The organism is Agromyces sp. Y558 (assembly GCF_059445415.1).
In genome coordinates this window covers 2,413,348-2,432,930 of record NZ_JCAIUH010000001.1, presented here as the reverse complement: position 1 = coordinate 2,432,930, position 19,583 = coordinate 2,413,348, and the positions used below count along the sequence as shown (strand labels likewise).

The 19,583-nt window shown below is 68.9% G+C and carries 19 protein-coding genes; 9 read left to right on the top strand and 10 right to left on the bottom strand.

What is annotated here, in order from left to right:
• Nucleotides 1-94 precede the first annotated feature (94 nt).
• From AC1C2T_RS11330 to AC1C2T_RS11320, 3 genes are read left to right on the top strand one after another with little or no spacing between them, the layout of a single operon-like run.
• On the top strand, nucleotides 95-553 hold the full coding sequence (locus tag AC1C2T_RS11330) for an Lrp/AsnC family transcriptional regulator (protein ID WP_495362659.1): 459 nt from the start codon (nucleotides 95-97) through the stop codon (nucleotides 551-553).
• Nucleotides 554-610: 57 nt separating this feature from the next.
• Entirely contained in the window at nucleotides 611-1,273 is a 663-nt protein-coding gene (locus AC1C2T_RS11325; RefSeq protein ID WP_495385314.1) for an ArsR/SmtB family transcription factor, read from the top strand.
• Nucleotides 1,270-1,503 carry a hypothetical protein gene (locus AC1C2T_RS11320; RefSeq protein ID WP_495385313.1) on the top strand — a complete coding sequence of 78 codons (234 nt, stop codon included), beginning with the start codon at nucleotides 1,270-1,272 and terminating at the stop codon, nucleotides 1,501-1,503. Before AC1C2T_RS11325 ends, AC1C2T_RS11320 begins: the two co-directional genes overlap by 4 nt.
• Nucleotides 1,504-1,748: 245 nt before the next feature.
• Here AC1C2T_RS11320 and AC1C2T_RS11315 read toward each other — a convergent pair whose 3' ends face one another.
• Nucleotides 1,749-4,037 (bottom strand): polyribonucleotide nucleotidyltransferase, encoded by a 2,289-nt coding sequence (locus tag AC1C2T_RS11315; protein ID WP_495362656.1) that lies wholly within the window; start codon nucleotides 4,035-4,037, stop codon nucleotides 1,749-1,751.
• Nucleotides 4,038-4,461: 424 nt separating this feature from the next.
• Here AC1C2T_RS11315 and AC1C2T_RS11310 point away from each other — a divergent pair, with 424 nt between their 5' ends.
• Both AC1C2T_RS11310 and AC1C2T_RS11305 read left to right on the top strand, forming a co-directional pair.
• Entirely contained in the window at nucleotides 4,462-4,653 is a 192-nt protein-coding gene (locus tag AC1C2T_RS11310) for a DUF5302 domain-containing protein (protein WP_495362655.1), read from the top strand.
• A gap of 257 nt (nucleotides 4,654-4,910) precedes the next feature.
• Nucleotides 4,911-8,705 (top strand): DUF3376 domain-containing protein, encoded by a 3,795-nt coding sequence (locus AC1C2T_RS11305; RefSeq protein ID WP_495385312.1) that lies wholly within the window; start codon nucleotides 4,911-4,913, stop codon nucleotides 8,703-8,705.
• On the opposite strand, the gene AC1C2T_RS11300 is transcribed toward AC1C2T_RS11305, so the two are convergent.
• Nucleotides 8,680-9,309: an FMN reductase gene (locus AC1C2T_RS11300; RefSeq protein ID WP_495385311.1), complete on the bottom strand. Its 630-nt coding sequence runs from the start codon at nucleotides 9,307-9,309 to the stop codon at nucleotides 8,680-8,682. The genes AC1C2T_RS11305 and AC1C2T_RS11300 overlap by 26 nt on opposite strands.
• Complete coding sequence (locus tag AC1C2T_RS11295; RefSeq protein ID WP_495385310.1) at nucleotides 9,309-10,469, bottom strand: LLM class flavin-dependent oxidoreductase; 1,161 nt, start codon at nucleotides 10,467-10,469, stop codon at nucleotides 9,309-9,311. Before AC1C2T_RS11295 ends, AC1C2T_RS11300 begins: the two co-directional genes overlap by 1 nt.
• Nucleotides 10,470-10,843: 374 nt before the next feature.
• On the opposite strand from AC1C2T_RS11295, the gene AC1C2T_RS11290 reads away from it, so the two are divergent.
• Nucleotides 10,844-11,659: a glycosyltransferase family 2 protein gene (locus AC1C2T_RS11290; RefSeq protein WP_495385309.1), complete on the top strand. Its 816-nt coding sequence runs from the start codon at nucleotides 10,844-10,846 to the stop codon at nucleotides 11,657-11,659.
• An 81-nt stretch (nucleotides 11,660-11,740) separates the two neighbouring features.
• Here AC1C2T_RS11290 and AC1C2T_RS11285 read toward each other — a convergent pair whose 3' ends face one another.
• Nucleotides 11,741-12,709 (bottom strand): alpha/beta fold hydrolase, encoded by a 969-nt coding sequence (locus tag AC1C2T_RS11285; protein ID WP_495362650.1) that lies wholly within the window; start codon nucleotides 12,707-12,709, stop codon nucleotides 11,741-11,743.
• Between the two features lie 169 nt (nucleotides 12,710-12,878).
• Here AC1C2T_RS11285 and AC1C2T_RS11280 point away from each other — a divergent pair, with 169 nt between their 5' ends.
• Nucleotides 12,879-13,256: a thioredoxin family protein gene (locus tag AC1C2T_RS11280; RefSeq protein ID WP_495362649.1), complete on the top strand. Its 378-nt coding sequence runs from the start codon at nucleotides 12,879-12,881 to the stop codon at nucleotides 13,254-13,256.
• Nucleotides 13,257-13,271: 15 nt separating this feature from the next.
• On the opposite strand, the gene AC1C2T_RS11275 is transcribed toward AC1C2T_RS11280, so the two are convergent.
• The 4 genes from AC1C2T_RS11275 to AC1C2T_RS11260 form a co-directional block, all read right to left on the bottom strand.
• A complete protein-coding gene (locus AC1C2T_RS11275; protein WP_495385308.1) occupies nucleotides 13,272-13,886 on the bottom strand; it encodes a hypothetical protein in 615 nt (204 codons plus the stop codon).
• Between the two features lie 39 nt (nucleotides 13,887-13,925).
• Nucleotides 13,926-14,813 (bottom strand): LLM class flavin-dependent oxidoreductase, encoded by an 888-nt coding sequence (locus AC1C2T_RS11270; RefSeq protein ID WP_495385307.1) that lies wholly within the window; start codon nucleotides 14,811-14,813, stop codon nucleotides 13,926-13,928.
• A 38-nt stretch (nucleotides 14,814-14,851) separates the two neighbouring features.
• Nucleotides 14,852-16,054, bottom strand: a complete 1,203-nt coding sequence (locus AC1C2T_RS11265) for a trans-sulfuration enzyme family protein (protein WP_495385306.1) — start codon at nucleotides 16,052-16,054, stop codon at nucleotides 14,852-14,854.
• 153 nt (nucleotides 16,055-16,207) lie between these two features.
• Complete coding sequence (locus AC1C2T_RS11260) at nucleotides 16,208-17,176, bottom strand: EamA family transporter (RefSeq protein WP_495362645.1); 969 nt, start codon at nucleotides 17,174-17,176, stop codon at nucleotides 16,208-16,210.
• A 93-nt stretch (nucleotides 17,177-17,269) separates the two neighbouring features.
• Between AC1C2T_RS11260 and AC1C2T_RS11255 the strand changes: the two genes are divergently transcribed.
• Entirely contained in the window at nucleotides 17,270-17,818 is a 549-nt protein-coding gene (locus AC1C2T_RS11255) for a CGNR zinc finger domain-containing protein (protein WP_495385305.1), read from the top strand.
• Between the two features lie 90 nt (nucleotides 17,819-17,908).
• Here the strand turns inward: AC1C2T_RS11255 and rpsO are convergent, their stop codons facing one another.
• Nucleotides 17,909-18,178, bottom strand: coding sequence for a 30S ribosomal protein S15 (gene rpsO, locus AC1C2T_RS11250; protein ID WP_056658110.1), 270 nt, complete (start codon nucleotides 18,176-18,178; stop codon nucleotides 17,909-17,911).
• 158 nt (nucleotides 18,179-18,336) lie between these two features.
• Between rpsO and AC1C2T_RS11245 the strand changes: the two genes are divergently transcribed.
• Nucleotides 18,337-18,540, top strand: coding sequence for an SHOCT domain-containing protein (locus AC1C2T_RS11245; RefSeq protein WP_495385304.1), 204 nt, complete (start codon nucleotides 18,337-18,339; stop codon nucleotides 18,538-18,540).
• Nucleotides 18,541-18,582: 42 nt separating this feature from the next.
• Here the strand turns inward: AC1C2T_RS11245 and AC1C2T_RS11240 are convergent, their stop codons facing one another.
• Nucleotides 18,583-19,581: an NAD(P)-dependent alcohol dehydrogenase gene (locus tag AC1C2T_RS11240; protein WP_495385417.1), complete on the bottom strand. Its 999-nt coding sequence runs from the start codon at nucleotides 19,579-19,581 to the stop codon at nucleotides 18,583-18,585.
• Between the last annotated feature and the right edge of the window lie 2 nt (nucleotides 19,582-19,583).

Sequence of the window (19,583 nt, the reverse complement as noted above, 5' to 3'; positions counted from 1 at the left end):
CGTACGTGGATCTGGCACACAGCTCAACCAGCCTGTGACATGTTGAGCATGTTGCACGGTTCATGCGCGCATCTGAGTGCTATCGTGTGGCATTATGACCGGTTACGACGCCGTTGACAAGGCGCTGCTCATCGCCCTCGCCCCCGACCCTCGCGCGACGGTGGTCGCACTCGCCGACGGGCTCGGCCTCTCGCGCAACACGGTGCAGGCGCGCATGGCGCGGCTCGAGGCATCCGGTGCCTTTCTGTCGTTCGAGCGCAGCATGGATCCGGCGCCGCTCGGCTACCCGATCGAGGCGTTCATCGCCGTGCACGTGCGCCAGAAGCTCCTTGGCGACGTCGTCGACGAGATCGGCCGCATCCCCGAGGTGATCCAGGCGCATGGCCTCTCGGGGTCGATCGACCTGCTGGTGCGCGTCGTCTGTCGTGACGCGCACGACCTCTTCCGCATCGACGGCGAGATCCTCGCGATCGACGGCGTCGAGCGCACCGAGACCTCGCTCGCGATGGGCGAGCTCATCCCCTACCGACTTGGGCCACTGCTCGAGCGGTGATCGACATGTTGCAAAGAAACCCTTGCAAAGGTTTCTTTGCAACGCTATCTTTGCAACATGGATGACACGAACGGCGACGACCTCGAAAGACAGCCGAGCAGCACGCGGCACCCGGGCGTCGACCATATGCTCACGAGCTCGAGCCTGAAGAGCCTCGCCCACCCGCTCCGTGTGCGCATCTACGACGAGCTCTCGGCGTACGGGCCGTTCACCGCCAGTGGCCTCGCCGCGCGTCTCGACGAGTCCAGCGGCGCAACGAGCTACCACTTGCGCCAGCTCGAGCGCGCGGGTCTCGTACGCGAAGACGAGACCCGGGGCAAGGGTCGCGAGCGCTGGTGGGAGCGCCGACCGGGGGCGATCACGGTCCCGGATGCCCGGAGGCTGCCGCCAGGCAGCGCCGAACGGCTCGCGGTGCGTATGTTGGAAGACGAGTGGTACCGCACCCGCGAACGGAACTTCCACGAGTACCTCGCCGAGGGAGAACACGTCTTCGGAGCCGAGTGGCTCGACGTCGCCACCTCGGACACGATCAACGTGCGCCTGACGGCCGAGCAACTGCATGCGCTCGTCGTCGATCTCGACGTCGTTCTCAAGAGGTACCTCGACGCCTACAAGCGCACACCGACACCGGGCGCGCGCCCGGTGCAGCTCCACATCAACGCGTTCCCACTCGTGCGGGGCGAGCTCACTCCCGCACCGACCGAGAAGGAAACATCATGAACACCGCAACGTTGGGAGGCCCCACCTCCCGCCCCGTCTTCCCCGCCGGGGTGCCCGGCCTCGCCGTCCGTGCTGGCCGCGCGCTCGAGAGCTGGGGCGCACGTCGCGCGTCCGCCCGCCCGACACGCGACGAACTCACGCAACTCATCGCGCTTCGAGGCGAGGCGCGCCGCGCCGTCGCCGACAACGCGGAGTCGATGCGGCGCGCCGGGCTACCCCCGGTGAGCTGACACTGAGATCGACATCGACCGGACGTTCTCCCCCGCCCTGCTGCGGGTGCGCGCAATTCAGGTCGGCCTGCGGCGTATCGGGTCCGAGCGCGGCGTCTCGCGACCGCGACACCTCCGCACCCCGGATTGTGCACATGTCGACGACTGCTGAGACGACGGATGCCCCGTAAACCGACGGATGCCCCGCCCGAACGTGTCGGGCGGGGCATCCGCGTGTCGTCGCTCAGGCGACGAACCGGCGCGAACTACGCGTCGACGTCGGCACCCTCGGCCGGAGCCTCGGCGTGCGTGCCGTCGGTCTCGCGACCGCTGGTGTCGGCATCTTCGGCCATCACCGGGGCGAGTGAGAGCTTGCCGCGGTCGTCGATCTTCGTGATCTCGACGAGGATCTTCTGTCCGACGGCGAGCACGTCGTCGACGTTCTCGACGCGCTTGCCACCGGCGAGCTTGCGCACCTCGGAGATGTGCAGCAGGCCGTCTTTGCCCGGGAGCAGCGAGACGAACGCACCGAACGCGGCGATCTTGACGACGGTTCCGAGGAACTGCTCGCCGGCCTCGGGGTTCGTCGGGTTCGCGATCGCGTTGACCTGGGCGCGGGCTGCCTCGGCCGACGGACCGTCGGTCGCGCCGATGTAGACGGTGCCGTCCTCCTCGATGGAGATGTCGGCGCCGGTCTCATCCTGGATCGCGTTGATCGTCTTGCCCTTCGGGCCGATCAGCTCACCGATCTTGTCGACGGGGATCTGCACCGAGATCACGCGGGGCGCGGTCGGGGCCATCTCGTCGGGACCGTCGATCGCCGCGTTCAGCACGGCGAGGATCGTCGTGCGGGCGTCCTTCGCCTGCGTCAGCGCGCCGGCGAGCACCGAGGCGGGGATGCCGTCGAGCTTCGTGTCGAGCTGGATCGCGGTGACGAACTCCGACGTGCCGGCGACCTTGAAGTCCATGTCGCCGAGGGCGTCTTCGGCGCCGAGGATGTCGGTGAGCGCCGCGTAGCGGGTCTCGCCGTTCACGGTGTCGGAGATGAGCCCCATCGCGATGCCGGCGACGGGAGCGCGCAGCGGCACACCCGCGTTCAGCAGTGCGAGGGTCGAGGCGCAGACCGAGCCCATCGATGTCGAGCCGTTGGAGCCGAGAGCCTCGGACACCTGGCGGATCGCGTAGGGGAACTCTTCACGCGTGGGCAGCACGGGCACGAGCGCGCGCTCGGCGAGTGCGCCGTGCCCGATCTCGCGACGCTTCGGCGACCCGACACGACCGGTCTCACCGGTCGAGTAGGGCGGGAAGTTGTAGTTGTGCATGTAGCGCTTCTTGGTGACCGGGCTCAGCGAGTCGATCGACTGCTCGAGCTTCAGCATGTTCAGCGTCGTGACGCCGAGGATCTGGGTCTCACCACGCTGGAAGATGGCCGAGCCGTGCACGCGAGGCACGACCTGCACCTCTGCGTCGAGCGGGCGGATGTCGGCGAGCCCGCGGCCGTCGATGCGCACACCCTCTTCGAGCACGCGCGAACGCACGACGTGCTTCGTGACCGACTTGTACGCGGCGGAAACCTCGGCGTTGGCCGACTCGGGCAGCTCGCCCGCTCCGACCTTCGCTGCGACGTGCTCCTTGGCGCGAGCCTTGAGCGCGTCGTCGGCGTCTTGACGAGCGACCTTCTCGGCGATCTTGTAGATGCCCTTGAGCTCTTCGAGTGCGAACGCCTCGACGACGCTCTTCGTCTCCGCCTGGTAGGGCGGGAACGTCGGGTAGTCGGCGGTGGGCTTCGCAGCGGTCTTCGCGACGTGCTGCTGCGCCTCGACGAGCTGCTTGATGAAGGGCTTCGACGCTTCGATGCCCTGCGCGATGACGGCCTCGTCGGGCTTGATCCCGCCTGCCTGAATGAGGTTCCACGCGTTGTCGGTGGCCTCGGCCTCGATCATCATGATCGCGACATCCTGCGAGCCGTCGGCCTCGGTGATCACGCGACCGGCGACGACCATGCTGAACACGGCGTCTTCGATCTGCGAGTACTTCGGGAAGGCGACCCACTGGCCGTCGATGAGGGCGACGCGAACGCCGCCGACCGGACCGGAGAACGGCAGGCCGGAGAGCTGGGTCGAGAGCGACGCCGCGTTGATCGCGAGCACGTCGTAGTATTCGTCGGGCTCGATGGCGAGCACGGTGATGACGACCTGCACCTCGTTGCGGAGGCCCTCGACGAACGAGGGACGCAGGGGGCGGTCGATCAGGCGGCAGGTGAGGATCGCCTCGGTCGAGGGGCGACCCTCGCGACGGAAGAACGAGCCCGGGATGCGCCCTGCGGCATACATACGCTCTTCGACGTCGATCGTGAGCGGGAAGAAGTCGAAGTGCTCCTTCGGCTGCTTGGAGACCGAGGTCGCCGAGAGCAGCATGGTCTCTTCGTCGATGTAGGCGACGGCGGAGCCCTGCGACTGCTGGGCGAGACGGCCGGTCTCGAAGCGGATGGTGCGGGTGCCGAACTTGCCATTGTCGATGACGGCTTCGGCGAACGTGATTTCTGGACCTTCCAAGAGGTCGTCTCCTTTGTTTACCGTCGCACCCCGTGTGGGCGCGACTCATACAGAGGAGCAGGAACAGGCAATACGAATCGCATCGATCGATGCGTTCACGCTGGCCACCAGTAGAAGTCCACCAAACCGGCCGGCTTGGTAATCCACCACAGGGGACCAGCTTCCTGCCGGCCTGCTCCAAGTGCTCGAGTGAGCACAGGGCCCATCGCGAACACAGTGCTCGATATTCGATTGTGCGTCTGCGCCCGTACAGGCAAGCGCCGGTTCACGGCACATCAGACGACGGCAACCCATCGAGCCACCGTTTCAATGCTAGCAGAGCGCGCGATTTCGACCGGCGAACAGCGGATGTCGCCTGCAGCGCGCCGTCGGCGCCGCTTCGCGTGGTGCGCGAGACCGCGGCATCCGTGGCAAACTCGAATGCATGAGTTCCGACGAGCAGAGCACACAGGGCCCCTCCGAGGAGACGAAGCGCAAGTTCCGCGAGGCGCTCGATCGCAAGAACAACGCGTCCAAGAAGCGTGAGGGCGAAGCGCACCTCGACGGCGGCGGCGGCGCGAACCACACGCAGGGTCCCGCCGAGCACAAGCGCGAGTTCCGACGCAAGAGCGGCTGAACGGGCCTCACTCCACCTCGGCAGCGGCATCGACGGCAGCAGCACGGCGCGGGCGCCGTCGAGCGAGTGGTCGATGGGCTGGATCGAGGGGCGATCACGAGCGCGTCGTGGCCACGCCGTTCGAGGTACAGCCGCCGGAGGCTTGCGAGTGGGCGCGAGTTTCGCCCGGCCGGAATCGGTGCGAGCCCTGAGGTCGCGCGTACTGCCGCGTCGGTACGATGTGGCCAGCCCGCAAGACCTCCGTCGAGGAGTCGCCGATGTCCGCACCGAACCCGCTGCTTCACGAGTACGTCACCCTCCGCCTCGATTCCGAGAGCGAGGCCGAGCGCGGCTACGGTGTCTTCCCCGCGCCGGCGGGAATCGACCTCGCACCGCCCGAACCCGGATGCGCGGTCGCGCCGGGCGGCCCCAGCGACCTGAACCAGCGTGTCTTCCTCCCCGAGGGGGCACGGCCCTACCACGCACGAGGCTTGAGGGCCGCACTGGCGATGAAGGGCGGAGTGAGCCTTGCGGTGTGGATCGGCGGGGCGATCGCCGAACTCGACATCCTCCGTCGCATCCGCATCTACCGCGATGACGGAGACCCGCGTCCGAAAGCGCTGCTCATCCACCCGAACGGGCACGAGGCCGACGCCCACCTGCTCGCGCGGGCGGACGCCTACGCACGACTCCTGTGCTCGAGGGGATACGACCGGGTCGAGTACGACGTGCTCGCCGGTGCCAGCGCGGGCGGCCTGAACGGCGTCATGTACGCCGTCGCCCAGCGAGCCGGCGTCGGACTCGAGGGAATTCTCGGCACGTGGCTCAGCACCGGCTCGGCCTGGGGTCTGCTGCAGACGGGGCGTCGTGCCGCATACGATTCGGTGCTTCGCGGCGACGAGTACTTCTGGGTCGAGCTCGATCGTGCCCTCGCCGACATCGCATCGGGCACGGTGAGTCCGGGCGGAGCCGGCCAGGCACCGAAGGCGGTCAATCCGCCGCATCCCGCCCTCGCTGTGCCCCACGTCGTCGTCGACCTCTCAGCGACACTCATCGACGCGAGGGACACGAACGAACGGAGTGCAGCAGAGGGCCGGGCGCACTTCCGGTTCGTCGGGGCCGACGTCGATCCGGTACCCGATCGCGGCATTCCCGGCCAGAGCGCCACCGACATCCGGCGGAAGCGGGACTTCGCGCGCCTCGCCTACGCGGCTCGCGCAACGTCGTCGTTCCCTGGGGCGTTCGAACCGGCCCTCATCTATTCCGACGAGGAGCCGCTCACCGGCCCCGACGCCATCACGAGTCCGCCCGACATGCGCAACGTCTTCAGCGCGCACCGGGAGCGAGGTCGAGCGCATCCGTTCCGGGTCGTCGACGGCGGCGTGCTCGACAACATCCCGATCGACCGCGCGCTTCGGGCTGTGCGCAACATCCCAGCGAACGAGCACGTGAACCGGGCGCTGATCTACCTGGATCCCTCACCGAAGGAGACCTCGCACTGGCTCATCCGTGCGACCGCATACAACGGGCCGGCACCCGAGCTGACGCCGGACTCGGCGACTGCGCGGAACGACCCGCTCTCACGATTCCTGTCGCCGATACTCACCGCGGTGCGCAAGCGCGCCGGGTCGGAGTCGAGTGAAGACGAGATCGACGCGGTCGATGCCGCACGCACCGCCGCGCTCGTCGTCAAGGGCCGCGACGAGATGCTCGCGGTGCGACTGGACGCCGGGCCGGTCGCGGCAGACGGCCCGGCCGCGCTGACGCATGACGCGGCGTTCGCACGGCTGCGATCCACGACCGACGCGGCGTTCCTGCGCTCGGTCTTCACTCGCCCCGGCGAGTGGACGCTCGGCACGAATCTCGTCGACCGTCCGGCCCGGCGGGCACTCGATCGCATCAGCATCGGCCGATTCGAGAAGGCGCTTCGCGCCGTGCTCGACGATCTGAGTCGTGGCACGCTCCCCGACGGCGTGCCGATCGACGCGATCCCGGCCGGCTCCCAGACGCTCGTCGACGCCTCGTACTGCGCGCTCACCTGGATCCGCGCCATCGAAGACCAGAGCTTTCGGACAGTCTCGCTGCATGCCTTCGACGCCGCGGTCGGCGATGAACCCGCCACCCGGGCGCGCCCGCGAGCTGCGATCCGCGAGTGCCTCTATGCCGTGATGAGCGAGGCCCGCGATCTCAGGGACTCGGCTGTCGAACGCACGCTCGATGCCGTCAATGGCATCCCACAGGTCGAGGGCACGCTCTCCGACGTCCGTGCGCGCCGGCTCGTGCTGACGTGGCTCACGGCGAACGCCGCAGCCCCCGAGCGGCGACGCGAGCTCTGGGAAGAACTCGATCGCATCGTGCGCTGGCTGCAGGACGCGAGCGCCGTGCTCGAACGATTTCCCGAACAGTCGGGATGGCTGGAGTCGCCCTGGAACCGCCTGCCCGCTTCGTCGGTGGACCTGCCTGCGAGAGATCTTCCGCTCATCTTCGCGGGCAGCGGCATGCCGACGGCAATGTCGACCGTGCGATTCCATCGCATCGGCTCCGACACCCAGCCTGCCTCGCCCCGGCTCTATCGAACCCTGTTCGACGCCCAGTTGCTCGAGGGCTATCGGGCGACGCTGGCCAAACCGATCGATCAACTCGACCGCGACAGCGTCGTGAAGCTGCTCGACGACGAAGCCGAGCTACGGTCGTCGTCGAAGCTGGCCGGACTCCGCATCGCGAACTTCGCCGGCTTCCTGAGTGCGGCGTGGCGTCGCAACGACTGGTGGTGGGGGCGCCTCGACGCATCGGCCGGCATGCTCGAACTGCTCGGCAGCATGGAGCGGGCTCCGGATGTCCCGGGCAACGCGATGCCCACCGCGATCGAAGCCGATGTCGAGCTGCACACCGTCCACGATGCGCTCCTCCTCGAACTGAACGCAGACGATGCACGCCCGTACGAGCACGCCATCGAATCGGCCGATGCCGACGCCGTGCGCGCGGAGCTCGTGCGCGGCACGCAGGACCTCGAGTCGTTGCATTCCGGGTATCGCGTGGCGCTCGCCTCCCGGGTGGTGCGTTCCGCATCCGCCGCGCTCGTGCGCGGCACCGGCACGCTTTCGCCGATGCGGGTGCTGCAGTGGATCATCCGACCCCTGCTCGCGCTCGTTCCCGCGGTGCTCTCGCCGCCGCGACTCATCCTCGCGATCGTGATCATCGCCTGCGGCATCCTGCTCGCCTGGCCCGAGCTCGAGGATCCGGCGCCACTGGCCTGGCCGTCGACGTCGAGGTGGGTGATGTTCGTCATCGTCGCCGCGTTCGCGGCGTTCCGGTTGACAAGCGCCGCCGCGTCGTGGCGGCGTCACTGGCTCGTCGTGGCCAATCACACGGAGGAGTCGAGCCGGGCGCGCCGGGTCATCGCCGCGGCCGAGCGACGGGCGACCATCCTGCGTTCCACCCTCGTCGGGATCACGATCGTGCTCTTCATCGTGTTCGCCGCGGCGTGCCTCGTCTACGGCCTCTGGGGCGTGCCCTTCTGGTTGTCGCTCATCGCAGTGCTGGCGGCGACGGAGGTGACGAGCCGGGCGCTTCAGACTGTGCCGGCCGCCCGGCGATCCCGACCCGGGCGCTGGGTCGCCCTCGCCGTGCTGGCGGCAGCGGCGTTCGCGGTCACGGCAGTGCTGCCCGCGAGCCTCGATGCGCTCACAGCGGGAATGTCGGAGCCCTGGAACCACGTCGTCTGGCGGTCGATCGCCGCGGCGATCGTCGCGGCTGCCCTCACCCTCACACTGTTCGCTCAGGCGCTGCGAGTGCGCCAGTTGCTCGCGGTGACCGCGACCACCGTCGTGACGACTGCGGTCGCCGTCATCATCACGACGCTGGCCCTCAGCCGATCGACGATCGAGACGCAGACCTGGGTCGGGTTCGTCGTCTGCGCGTGGGTGGCCGGCACGACGATCTGGTGGGCTCCGTGGTTTCGCGGGTGGGACACCGGCCAAGCCGGCATGCCGAAGGACTCGGTGCACGATCTGGAGCCCGGCTCGCTCGTCTCAGCCGACGAGGAGGTCACTCCCCCGCCAGACCCCCGATGAGGTGGCCGAACGGACGGTCGAGTGCGAACGGGTCACGCACCGTCGTCGAGCGATCGCTCGCCGCGACGAGCGCCGCGAGCTCACCTGCAGCCCGCTCGATGCGCGCCGGCAGTGTCTTCACGCTGTCGGCGGACTCGCCCCAGTCGCCGGTCGCGGCGAAGACGCCCGTCGGCGTGACGATCGCGTGCAGGTAGGTGAACATCGGCCGGAGCGCGTAGTCGAGCGCGAGCGAATGGCGCGGCGTACCGGCGGTGGCGCCGATCACGACGGGGAGGCCGGCGAGCGCGGCGCTGTCGACCACGTCGAAGAACGACTTGAAGAGCCCCGAATAGCTCGTCGTGAAGATCGGCGTAACGGCGATGAGTCCGTCGGCACCGGTCACGGCCTCGATGACCGCCTCGAGCTTCGGGCTCGGGAAGCCAGTCAGCATGTGGTTCATGATGTCGGTCGCGACATCCCGGAGCTCGAAGGTCTCGACGGTCGTGTCGATGCCCTGCTCGGTGAGCTTGGCGACGGTGGCCTCGGTGAGCTTGTCGGCGAGCATGCGCGTCGAGGAGGGCTGGCTCAGCCCTGCCGAGACGACGGCCAGGGTGCGAGTGGTCATCAGGCTCCCTTCGCCGCTGCGGCGCCGAACGCGGCGCCTTTCGGGGTCTCGATATGCTCGCTGGCGCTCGCTACTCGACCAGCGGTGGAGTTGCGCGCGGTGACGAGCGACGCGTGCGTCGGGGCATCCGGAACAGTCTCCGGGCGGTTCTTCGCGAACTCGCGGCGCAGCACCGGCACGACCTCTGAGCCCAGCAGGTCGAGCTGCTCGAGCACGGTCTTCAGTGGAAGGCCCGCGTGGTCCATGAGGAAGAGCTGGCGCTGGTAGTCGCCGACGTAGTCGCGGAAGCCGAGGGTCTTGTCGATGACCTCCTGAGGGCTGCCGACGGTGAGCGGAGTCTGCGAGGTGAATTCCTCGAGGCTCGGGCCGTGTCCGTAGACGGGTGCGTTGTCGAAGTACGGGCGGAACTCGCGCACGGCGTCTTGCGAGTTCTTGCGCATGAAGACCTGCCCGCCGAGTCCGACGATCGCCTGGGCGGCGGTGCCGTGCTCGTAGTGCTCGAAGCGCTGGCGGTAGAGCGCCACCATGCGCTGCGTGTGCGACGCTGGCCAGAAGATGTGGTTCGCGAAGAATCCGTCGCCGTAGTAGGCGGCCTGCTCGGCGATCTCGGGACTGCGGATGGAACCGTGCCAGACGAACGGCGGCACGTCGTCGAGCGGCCTCGGGGTCGATTGGAAGCCCTGCAGCGGGGTGCGGAACTGGCCGTCCCAGTCGACGGAGTCTTCACGCCACAGGCGATGCAGGAGGGCGTAGTTCTCGAGGGCGAGGTTGATGCCCTGGCGGATGTCCTTGCCGAACCACGGGTAGACCGGCCCGGTGTTGCCGCGGCCCAGCATGAGGTCGACGCGGCCGTCGGCCAGGTGCTGGAGCATCGCGAAGTCTTCGGCGATCTTGACAGGGTCGTTCGTCGTGATGAGGGTCGTCGAGGTCGTCAGCTGCAACGTGGAGGTCTTCGCCGCGATGTAGGCGAGCGTCGTCGTGGGCGAGGAGGAGAAGAACGGCGGGTTGTGGTGCTCACCGAGCGCGAAGACATCGAGGCCCACCTCTTCGGCATGCTGGGCGATCTTCACGACGTCGGTGATGCGCTCGTGCTCGCTCGGCGTGCGTCCCGTCGTGGGGTCTTGCGTGATGTCGCTGACGGTGAAGATTCCGAACTGCATGTTGCCCTCCTGGGCTCGTCCTCGCGAGGTATCCGTAATGCATACTTTTGCATACACTTTGAATAACGGATGCCCCTCGCCCACTATTCCCGATCGATCGGCTCCGCGCACGTCGAGGGCGGGGTTGCCGACTCGGCACCCCCGCCCTCGATCGCCAGCCTCAGTCGATGGGGCTGTGTTCGTGGCCTCCGCCACCGCCGGCCGTGCCCTGCGGGCCGGCCGGGAAGGAACTAGAAGGGCAGCTTCTTGCCCTTCACCCCGTTGACGTCTTCGGTGGAGTACGCGTACGTGAGCACCGGCGTCGCGATCGCAAACTCGTCCGAGCACGCACGATTCGTGCGTCACGACGCGACGCGATGGCTAGACTCGCCGAGATGGGCACGATTTCGGTCATCATTCCGAGCCTGAACGACGCGGGCTACCTCGCAGCCTGCCTCGAAGCGCTCGAAGGGCAGACGCGGCCCGCCGACGAGATCATCGTGGTCGACAACGGGTCGACGGATGCCACGGCCGACGTCGCTCGCGCGGCCGGCGCGCGTGTCGTCACCGAGCCGCTGCGCGGCATCTGGCCGGCGACTGCCGCAGGCTTCGACGCGGCATCCGGCGAACTGCTCGCTCGCCTCGATGCCGATTCGGTGCCCGCACCGGACTGGCTGGCCGAGGTGGAATGGCGCATGACGCAGCCCGACCGACCGACCGTGGTGACGAACGGCGGCACGTTCTACGGCGGCAATGCCGTCGTGCGCTGGATCGCCCGCAACATCTATATCGGCGGCTACTTCACCGTGATCGGTCCACTGCTCGGTCATCCGCCGATCTTCGGTTCGAACTACGCGATGCGCGCCGACGCCTGGCACGAGCTCCGAAGCATCGTGCACCGCGACCGCGCCGACGTGCACGACGATCTCGACCTCGCCTGGTCGATGAGGCCCGGCATGACGGTCGTGCGCGACCGACGTCTCCTGGTCGGGGTCTCCGCACGGCCGTTCGACAGCTTCGACGGTCTTGCCCGTCGCGCGCGGATGGCGTTCCACACGATGTCGGTCGGTTCACGAGAGTGGCCGCCGCTGACGCGCCGCGCTGAACGACGGCGTGCGCCCGCCTGGGTGTGGGAGTCCGAGGGTGCTGAGCCGCCGAGCCTCGACGTGGTCGAGCACGACGGTGACGGTGAGAAGCCGCTCCCTGCGTGACTCGCATCGCGGGCCCGTCGAAAGACAGCGCTGCCGCCGCACGGCCCCGCCGCCGCACGGGCCCACCCCGCCGCCCTGGAGCTACGGTGTGGCGTCGGTCGCGGCGAAGAGGGTGAGCATGTCGCGCACGAGCTGGTGCGGCGCGGTCTCGCATGGGCTGTGCCCTGTGGGGTACACCGCGATACGGGCGCCGATCTCGCGAGCGAATCGTTCGTGCAATGCGCGTGGCCAGAGGTCATGCTCGCCGACGGCGACGAGCTTGGGTACGGGCGCCGCGGTGAGGCTCGCGCGCACGTCGGGCGTCTGCATCATAAGCGCGATGATGTCGTCGACGCTCGCTCGCCGGGTCAGCGCGAATCGTTCGCGCACGAACGCGAGCCGTCGTGGCGGCACCCGGTTGAGGTTGTTTCGGATGCCCCACAACATGAGCGTTGCACCCTGCCGCGGCGACGTGAAGCCGCTGATCTGTCCGATGCGCTTGACGCCGCGGAACGCCTGGCCCGACTCTGGCGGCGCGCTCAGCAACGTGAGACTCGCGAATCGGTCTGGTCGTTCGAGCAGGGCGAGCTCTGCGAGCGTTCCGGCGAAGCTGTAGCCGAGCACATGGGCGCTGCCCGCCCCGTCGTCGAGCACCGCGAGCAGGTCGTCGAGGAAGAGCCGTTGGTCGTAGCGGGCGCGCGGCGGATCGAGGTTCCATGGACCCGCTCGCCACGATTCGTACTGCCCGGCGAGGTCGAACGCCTCGACTCGGTAGCCCGCCGCCGCGAGGAGCGGCATCATCAGCACGAAGTCTTCCTTCGAGCCCGTCGCCCCGGGCACGAGCACGATCCGCGGTGCAGACGCCGGCCCGAGCGCGACCCGTGCCAATGCCCCGCTCGGCGCAGCGAAGCTCGAGTGCTCCGTGCCGGCGGGGAATGCGCGCCAGTCGATATCGGGGATCGCCTCATCGAGCAGGCGGGCTTCGTCGACCGCGACTCCCGGATCCGACGACCCGTTGGGAACCGGCTCGCGCCGACGGAACGAACCGAGCGCTCCTCCGAATGCGACCACGACCTCACGATACCGGCGACGTCCGATCCTGCGCACGCAACCCGCTCGAGAGGCCCGCTTCAGCTCATGCGGCGCCGACGGCGTCTCGCGGTCGGATGCAGATGTCGCGCACAGGCCGCGCAGAGCGAACATCGAGCGCGGGCACAGCGAGCGCGTTTAGGCTGGAGGCATGGCAACCGTTGCACTCACCCTCGACGACTTCGAGAAGACGATCCTCGAGGGCGGCACCGTCTTCGTCGATTTCTGGGCGGGGTGGTGCGGCCCGTGCCTGCAGTTCGCGCCGCACTACGACGCGGCATCCGAGTCGAACCCCGACCTCACCTTCGCGAAGGTCGACACCGAAGAACAGCAGCAGCTCGCCGCGGCGATGAACATCACATCGATTCCGACGATCATGGCGTTCAAAGACGGCATCGGCGTGTTCGCGCAGGCCGGTGCACTGCCCCGGCCGATGCTCGACGAGCTCGTCTCGCAGGTGCGAGCACTCGACATGGAGCAGGTGCGCGCCGACCTCGCCAAGCAGGAGGCCGAGGAAGCCTCGGCCTGAACAGCTTTGGCAGGCTCAGTCCGTCGGGGCATCCCCGAAGTGCTCGAGCCCGCTGAGGTCGAGTTCGACTTTGTAGGGGCGCGAGTCCCCGATCACGAGCGCGGGCACTCGCACATACCGGCCGCGCACCAGCAGGCCGTCGACCCGGTCGCGCCACCGCTCATCGGCGGCCCCATCGAGGAACCCTGCGTGGCGGGGTCGGTCGCCGCCGACGAGCTGCACTCCGATGCGGTAGCGCCGCGAGAGCCAGCGGTTCGCTCGAGGCACGAGCACTGCGTGCTGCTCCGGACCACCATGCAGGCGTGCCAACTCGATCGCCGGTTGATGGCGGTGCGTGTCGGCGACGGGTGTGACGGCTCGCACCTCGCGCTCGACCCGCGGCGCGTCGACGAGTTCGATGCCATCGAGCGTCGTGAGGTCTCCCCACTGGTCGGGGTTCGTCCGCCGGGACCCGCGCACGAGACCGGCGACCAGCCACGCGACCGCCGCCACGATCAGCAGCACGAACGGCCAGAACAGCCACGGCGCGGCATCCGGTCGCACGAAGCCCGTTGCGAGGAGCAGCACGAGGACGACGAGATACGGGAGCGGCTCCCAAGCGAGCAACGGCTTCGAACGGGGCGCAGGCATGAGAATCAGGCTATCGCGACGGATGCCGCGGCGACACGCTCAGCGCAGGCTCGGCATGAGCTGCGCCACCTCGTCGAGCACCGACTCGTCGCCGACGTAGAGGCCCTGCTCGCGCGGCCAGTGGGCCACGACGTCGGTGAATCCGAGTTCGGCCGCTCGTCTCACGGCGTCTTCGAAGGCGGCCACGCTCGACAGGCTGTACAGCGACTCCGAGTCGAGTGAGAGAGTGCGGTCGAGGCTCGACGCGTCGCGCCCGACATTCGCGCAGGCTTCATCGAGACGTGAACTCAGCTCGGCGAGGCGCCGCCACCAGGCTTCGGTGTCGTCGACACTCCCGCCGGTCGTCACCCAGCCGTCACCGAGTCGCGCCGCGAACTCGAGCCCCTTCGGGCCTTCGGCCGCCAGGTGCAGCGGCATGCGCGGATGCTGCGCCGGCTCGCCGACCATGCGGGCGCCCGAAGCCGTGAACCACTCGCCCTCGAACGAGATGCCCTCCGATCCCGGCCGCTCGAAGCGCAGCAGCACGTCGAGCGCCTCGGTGAACTCGACGAACCGCTCGAAGCGCTGCCGCGGAGAGTACTCGGGCTGGCCGAGCACGTACGCGTCGAACCCGGTGCCGCCCGAGCCGACGCCGAGCAGCAGTCGGCCGCCCGAGATCTGGTCGAGTGTCGCGACATCCTTCGCGAACGGCACCGGGTGCCGGAAGTTCGGGCTCGCCACGAAGGTACCGAGCCGGATGCGCTCGGTGACCATCGCCGCCGCGGTGAGCGTCGGCACGGTCGCATGCCAGCGCTCTCCGGCGAGGCCACGCCACGAGAGGTGGTCGTAGGTCCAGGCGTGATCGAAGCCGAGTTCCTCGGCGCCGCGCCAGTAGCGGGCGGCCTCGGGCCAGTCGTGCTGCGGAAGGATGACGATGCCGAAACGCATGATCCGAGTCTAGGCAACGCCGCGGCACCGGCCAGGCCTCAGCCCGCGATCGGGCCCACTGCGGCGTCGAGCGCCTGCCGCAGATCGTCGATCAGATCGTCGGCATCCTCGAGCCCGATCGAGAATCGCAGGTGCCCGTAGCGCTTGAACCCCTCGGGGTAGAACGCGACTCGCGGCCCCGTCGTGCCGACGTGCACGATGAGCGACTCGTCGTGCCCGAGCGAGACCGCCGACGTCACGATGCGCAGGGCCGCGACGAACGCATTCTGCACCTCAGGGCCGCCGTCGACGGCGAACGACATCACGCCGCCGAAGGCTCCGCCGAACTGCGCGGTCGCCAGTTCGTGCTGCGGATGCCCCGACAGACCGGGATACGCGACGAACGCGATGCGCGAGTCCGCGTCGAGTGCCTCCGCCACGAGCAGGGCGGTCGTGAACGTCTGGCGCAGGCGCAGCGGCAGCGTCACGGATCCGCGCATGATGAGCCACGCGTTGAACGGGCTGATGACCCCGCCGACGTCGACCATCGCATCGGCCTTCAGCTCGGCGACGAGCTCGCGACGGCCGATGACCGCCCCGCCCATGGCATCGCCATGCCCGTTGATGTACTTCGTGAGCGAGTGCACCGAGAGGTCGGCGCCGTGGTCGAGCGGCCGGAAGAACGGCGGCGGGGTGAACGTCGAGTCGACGCTGAGCAGCGCACCGGCCTCGTGCGCGATGGCCGCGACGCTCGCGACATCCGTCACCTTCGTCGTCGGGTTCGCGATCGCCTCGATGTGCACGAGCCGGGTGTTCGGTCGCACGGCAGCGCGCACCGCTGAGAGGTCGCTCGTATCGACGAAATCGGCGTGGATGCCGTACTTGTCGGGCAGCAGCTCGGTGAACAGCCGGAAGGTCGCCTCGTACGAGACATCCGACACGACGACGTGGTCGCCCGACTTCAGGAATGTGAAGAACACCGCGTGCAGCGCCGCGACGCCGCTCGCGAGCACCACCGCGTCTTCACCGTGCTCGAGGATCGCGAGTTTGCGCTGCAGGCCGATCTGGTTCGCACCCGAATTGCGCGTGTAGAGCGGCGCCTCGGTGCCCGACCAGCTCATCGTCGACGGATCGTCGGGCAAGGCGTAGGAGTTCGCCATCACGATCGGGGTGCGGATGGCCCCGGAGCCGCCGTCGACGGCATTGCCGGCGTGCACCGCCTGGGTCGAGTCGGCGAGATGGGTCCAGTCCGCACGTGTCATGGCTCGACGCTACGCCTGCCGAACCGAGTGTTACGGCGCGCGGCAACTGCGGGTTGAGGAGGCACGCCAGCGCCGTCTCGAAACCCCAACGATTCAGCAAGCAGGTTTCGCGACACTCGCTGCGCTCCCTCCTCAACCCACGAGTACCTGTCTCTACTCATGGCGGCCTTCTGCCGGAACCGGCACGAGGTCGATGTCGAGGGCGGTCGCCGCGGCATCGCGCGGCCGCTCGAACCGCACCAGCACGATGCCGCCGAGGATGAGCAGCCCGCCGAGCCCCTGCAGCGGGCCGACCGCTTCGCCGAGCACGAACCACGCGACGATCGCGGCGAAGATCACCTCGGAGAGACCGAGGAACGACGAAAGCCGGGTGCCGAGCAGCCGGATCGCGCTGATGCCTGCGACGTAGGCGAAGGCGGTCGAGACGACGCCGACCGTGAGTACCGGCGCCCACCACGGTGCGATCGCGCCGAGGTACGGCACGTCGACGAAGGTCGCCGTGTACGGCACGATGCCGATCGCCCCGACCGCGCCGAGCGCGATGGCACCGACCACGAAGCCGCTCGCTGCGAGGGCGATCGGCGGCACCGAGGCATCCGCTCGCTCGCCCAGCACGTAGTAGACGCAGACGCCGACCATCGCGAGGCCCGCGAGCAGCAGGCCGACGACGTCGAGCCCGCCACCTCCCGGCCCGACGACGAGCACGAGGCCGGCGATCGCGAGCACCGACCCTGCGATCACGACGAGCTGCGGCGCACGGCGCTGCCGCGCCCAGGCGAAGAGCACGAGCGCGACGGGCGCGAGGTACTCGATGAGCAGGGCCGTGCTCACGGGAATGAGCGCGATCGACGCGTAGAACGCCACCTGGGTGCCGACGACGGCGATGAGCGAGTATGCGAGCACCGTCCAGCGGGCGCGCCACAGTGGCCGGAGGTCGAAGCGCAGGGCGATGAGGCCCGGAACGATGAGCACGAGCGCGGCGACGCTGATGCGCGCGAAGACCGCCGCGCCGGGCGACCAACCCGACTCGAGGAGCGGTTTCACCACCGCGCCGCCCGCGCCGAATGCGAGCCCGGCGCCGAGGCCGAGAACGATGCCGAGGATGCCCCGCGAACCGCGCATCACCGTCTCCTTGGTTTGTCGGGGCGTCGGGCCTCGTCATGACCGAACGACGTTATGCTCGTGACAATACCGGAGACGAATATCAGGAGTCAAATGATTTTCACCGATGACACGACGGCTGCGCTCAACTTCGTCGCCGCGCTCGCCGACACCGTGCCCGAGGCATCCGATTCGGGTACCGACGAGCTCTCCACGCCCGGACAATTGGCAGCGATCCTCGATGCGTGGGGGTACTCGGGCCGCCGCGACGGCGACGCCCGCGAGGTCGCCGACATCGCGGCGGCGCGCGATCGCCTGCGCACGCTCTGGCGCATCGACCGAGACGAGGCCGTGACCGAGGTGAACGCGATCCTCGCCGAGGCGAACGCCCTGCCCCGATTGGTTCGGCACGACGACCTCGACTGGCACATCCATGCGACCTCGCAAGACGCGCCGCTGACCGAACGCATCCTCGTCGAGGCCGCGATGGCGTTCGTCGACGTCATCCGTGCCGGCGAGACGAACCGCCTGCGCGGCTGCGACGCCGACGACTGCGCCGGGATCTTCGTCGACCTGTCGAAGAACGCGTCGCGCCGATTCTGCAGCACCCGCTGCGGCAACCGCATGGCCGCGCGGGCGCACCGCGCGCGCGTCGGCGTGTAGCCGCGACACGCGAAACGGGCCGCCACCCTGAGGTGACGACCCGTTCGAAGAAGTTCGCGGTATCAGCGAGAGCCGCAGAGACTACTCTGCTTAGCGGCGCAGACCGAGACGCTCGATGAGCTTGCGGTAGCGGTTGATGTCCACATCGGCGAGGTAGCCGAGCAGACGACGACGCTGACCGACGAGGAGGAGCAGGCCACGACGCGAGTGGTGGTCGTGCTTGTGCTCCTTCAGGTGCTCGGTGAGGTCTTTGATTCGCTTCGTGAGGAGCGCGATCTGAACCTCGGGGGATCCAGTGTCACCGGGGTGCGTCGCGTACTCTTCGATGATCGCCTTCTTGACATCAGCTTCAAGTGCCATAGATGGGATCCCCTTTCTCCTTGTTGCGCGCTGCCCGTGGCCGAATGCCTGGGCTCTCTTTCTGCGCGGCCGTCATGACGGCAACCTCAATACTCTACCAGAGCGGATGCGGCGTGGCCGCCCGTGCGGCTCGACGTGCTGGTGCTCCACTCATCGTGTTGTTCGTAGCAATCGTGGTCGGCGTCCTGCTGCTCATCTGGTGGGCGGTGAAGTCTGGCACGACAGCGGTGATCGAGGTCGCGGCGCCGCAGCAGTCGGCCGCGAGCGCGCGGCTCGGCGAGCTCGGCCGGCTGCGCGCGGAGGGCTTGATTTCGGAGTCCGAATACTCGTCGAAGCGCGCAGAGGTCCTGCGCGAGCTCTGATCCCCGCGGTTGGCGCCACCACGACGCGGGTTCGCGCCGACATCAGCCGAGCGCGATGACCACCTTGCCGAGCACCTCGCCGGCGCGGAGCCGCTCGAGGTGACGCGGTACCTGTTCGAGCGGGTGCGGGCCGTCAAGGATCGCCCGCAGCTCGCCGGCGACGGCCAGCGCGGCGAGTTCGGACAAGTCGCGGTTCGGGACCGCAGCAAGCAACCCGACATGGCCGGCGGCGGCATTCCGGCGGCCGCGCGCGCTCGCGAGGAGCACCTGCATGATGCGGCTAGGACTCCCACCGATGGCGACGGCACGCCCGCCGTCGGCGAGCAGCTCGCGCGACCGCGAGGGCGGCAATGCGCCCACCACGTCGAGCACGAGATCGTAGGGCTCGGGTGACGTCGCCGCGCCCTCGATGCCCGCTCCGTCGATACCCGTACCGACGACGTCCGCACCGAGTTCGACGAGCGCGTCGAACTTCCACGCCGCGCGCTCGACCGCCGTCACATGCGCCCCAGCGCGCGCCGCGAGCTGGATCGCGAACGTGCCGACTCCCCCGCCGGCGCCGACGATGAGCACGCGTCGCCCGCCCAGCGCGCCGTTCTGAGCGATCGCGCCTGCGCCGCCGAGCGCCTGCCATGCCATGCTCGCGGCCTGCGGAAGTGCGGCGGCGGTGAGATCGTCGAGTCTGGGCGGCCTCGAAACGAGGGCCTCCTCAGGCGCAACCACGAACTCGGCGAAGCCGCCCCAGCCCGACGCCGAGAGTTCGCCGAAGACGGCATCGCCCACCCGATGCCGGCTCGTGCCGGGGCCAACGGCGACGACCGCGCCCGAGACATCCGAGCCGATCACTCGATGCTTCGGACGGAACGGCGCCGCGAGGCGCACGAGCGTTGCGCCGATGGCGAGGTCGACATCCCAAGAGTTGAGCGACACCGCGGCGACCCGCACCGCGACCTCGCCGGCCGCCGGCACTGGCTCCGGGACATCGGCGAGCCGCATGACGCGCTCGGGCGGGCCGTACCGGTCGAGCACGATCGCACGCATCG

Bases quoted from the DNA above. Each gene is read 5' to 3' on its own strand.
- AC1C2T_RS11330 (WP_495362659.1), top strand. From the start codon at position 95: ATGACCGGTTACGACGCCGTTGACAAGGCGCTGCTCATCGCCCTCGCC.
- AC1C2T_RS11325 (WP_495385314.1), top strand. From the start codon at position 611: ATGGATGACACGAACGGCGACGACCTCGAAAGACAGCCGAGCAGCACG.
- AC1C2T_RS11320 (WP_495385313.1), top strand. From the start codon at position 1,270: ATGAACACCGCAACGTTGGGAGGCCCCACCTCCCGCCCCGTCTTCCCC.
- AC1C2T_RS11310 (WP_495362655.1), top strand. From the start codon at position 4,462: ATGAGTTCCGACGAGCAGAGCACACAGGGCCCCTCCGAGGAGACGAAG.
- AC1C2T_RS11305 (WP_495385312.1), top strand. From the start codon at position 4,911: ATGTCCGCACCGAACCCGCTGCTTCACGAGTACGTCACCCTCCGCCTC.
- AC1C2T_RS11300 (WP_495385311.1), bottom strand. From the start codon at position 9,309: ATGACCACTCGCACCCTGGCCGTCGTCTCGGCAGGGCTGAGCCAGCCC.
- AC1C2T_RS11295 (WP_495385310.1), bottom strand. From the start codon at position 10,469: ATGCAGTTCGGAATCTTCACCGTCAGCGACATCACGCAAGACCCCACG.
- AC1C2T_RS11290 (WP_495385309.1), top strand. From the start codon at position 10,844: ATGGGCACGATTTCGGTCATCATTCCGAGCCTGAACGACGCGGGCTAC.
- AC1C2T_RS11280 (WP_495362649.1), top strand. From the start codon at position 12,879: ATGGCAACCGTTGCACTCACCCTCGACGACTTCGAGAAGACGATCCTC.
- AC1C2T_RS11275 (WP_495385308.1), bottom strand. From the start codon at position 13,886: ATGCCTGCGCCCCGTTCGAAGCCGTTGCTCGCTTGGGAGCCGCTCCCG.
- AC1C2T_RS11270 (WP_495385307.1), bottom strand. From the start codon at position 14,813: ATGCGTTTCGGCATCGTCATCCTTCCGCAGCACGACTGGCCCGAGGCC.
- AC1C2T_RS11265 (WP_495385306.1), bottom strand. From the start codon at position 16,054: ATGACACGTGCGGACTGGACCCATCTCGCCGACTCGACCCAGGCGGTG.
- AC1C2T_RS11260 (WP_495362645.1), bottom strand. From the start codon at position 17,176: ATGCGCGGTTCGCGGGGCATCCTCGGCATCGTTCTCGGCCTCGGCGCC.
- AC1C2T_RS11255 (WP_495385305.1), top strand. From the start codon at position 17,270: ATGATTTTCACCGATGACACGACGGCTGCGCTCAACTTCGTCGCCGCG.
- rpsO (WP_056658110.1), bottom strand. From the start codon at position 18,178: ATGGCACTTGAAGCTGATGTCAAGAAGGCGATCATCGAAGAGTACGCG.
- AC1C2T_RS11240 (WP_495385417.1), bottom strand. From the start codon at position 19,581: ATGCGTGCGATCGTGCTCGACCGGTACGGCCCGCCCGAGCGCGTCATG.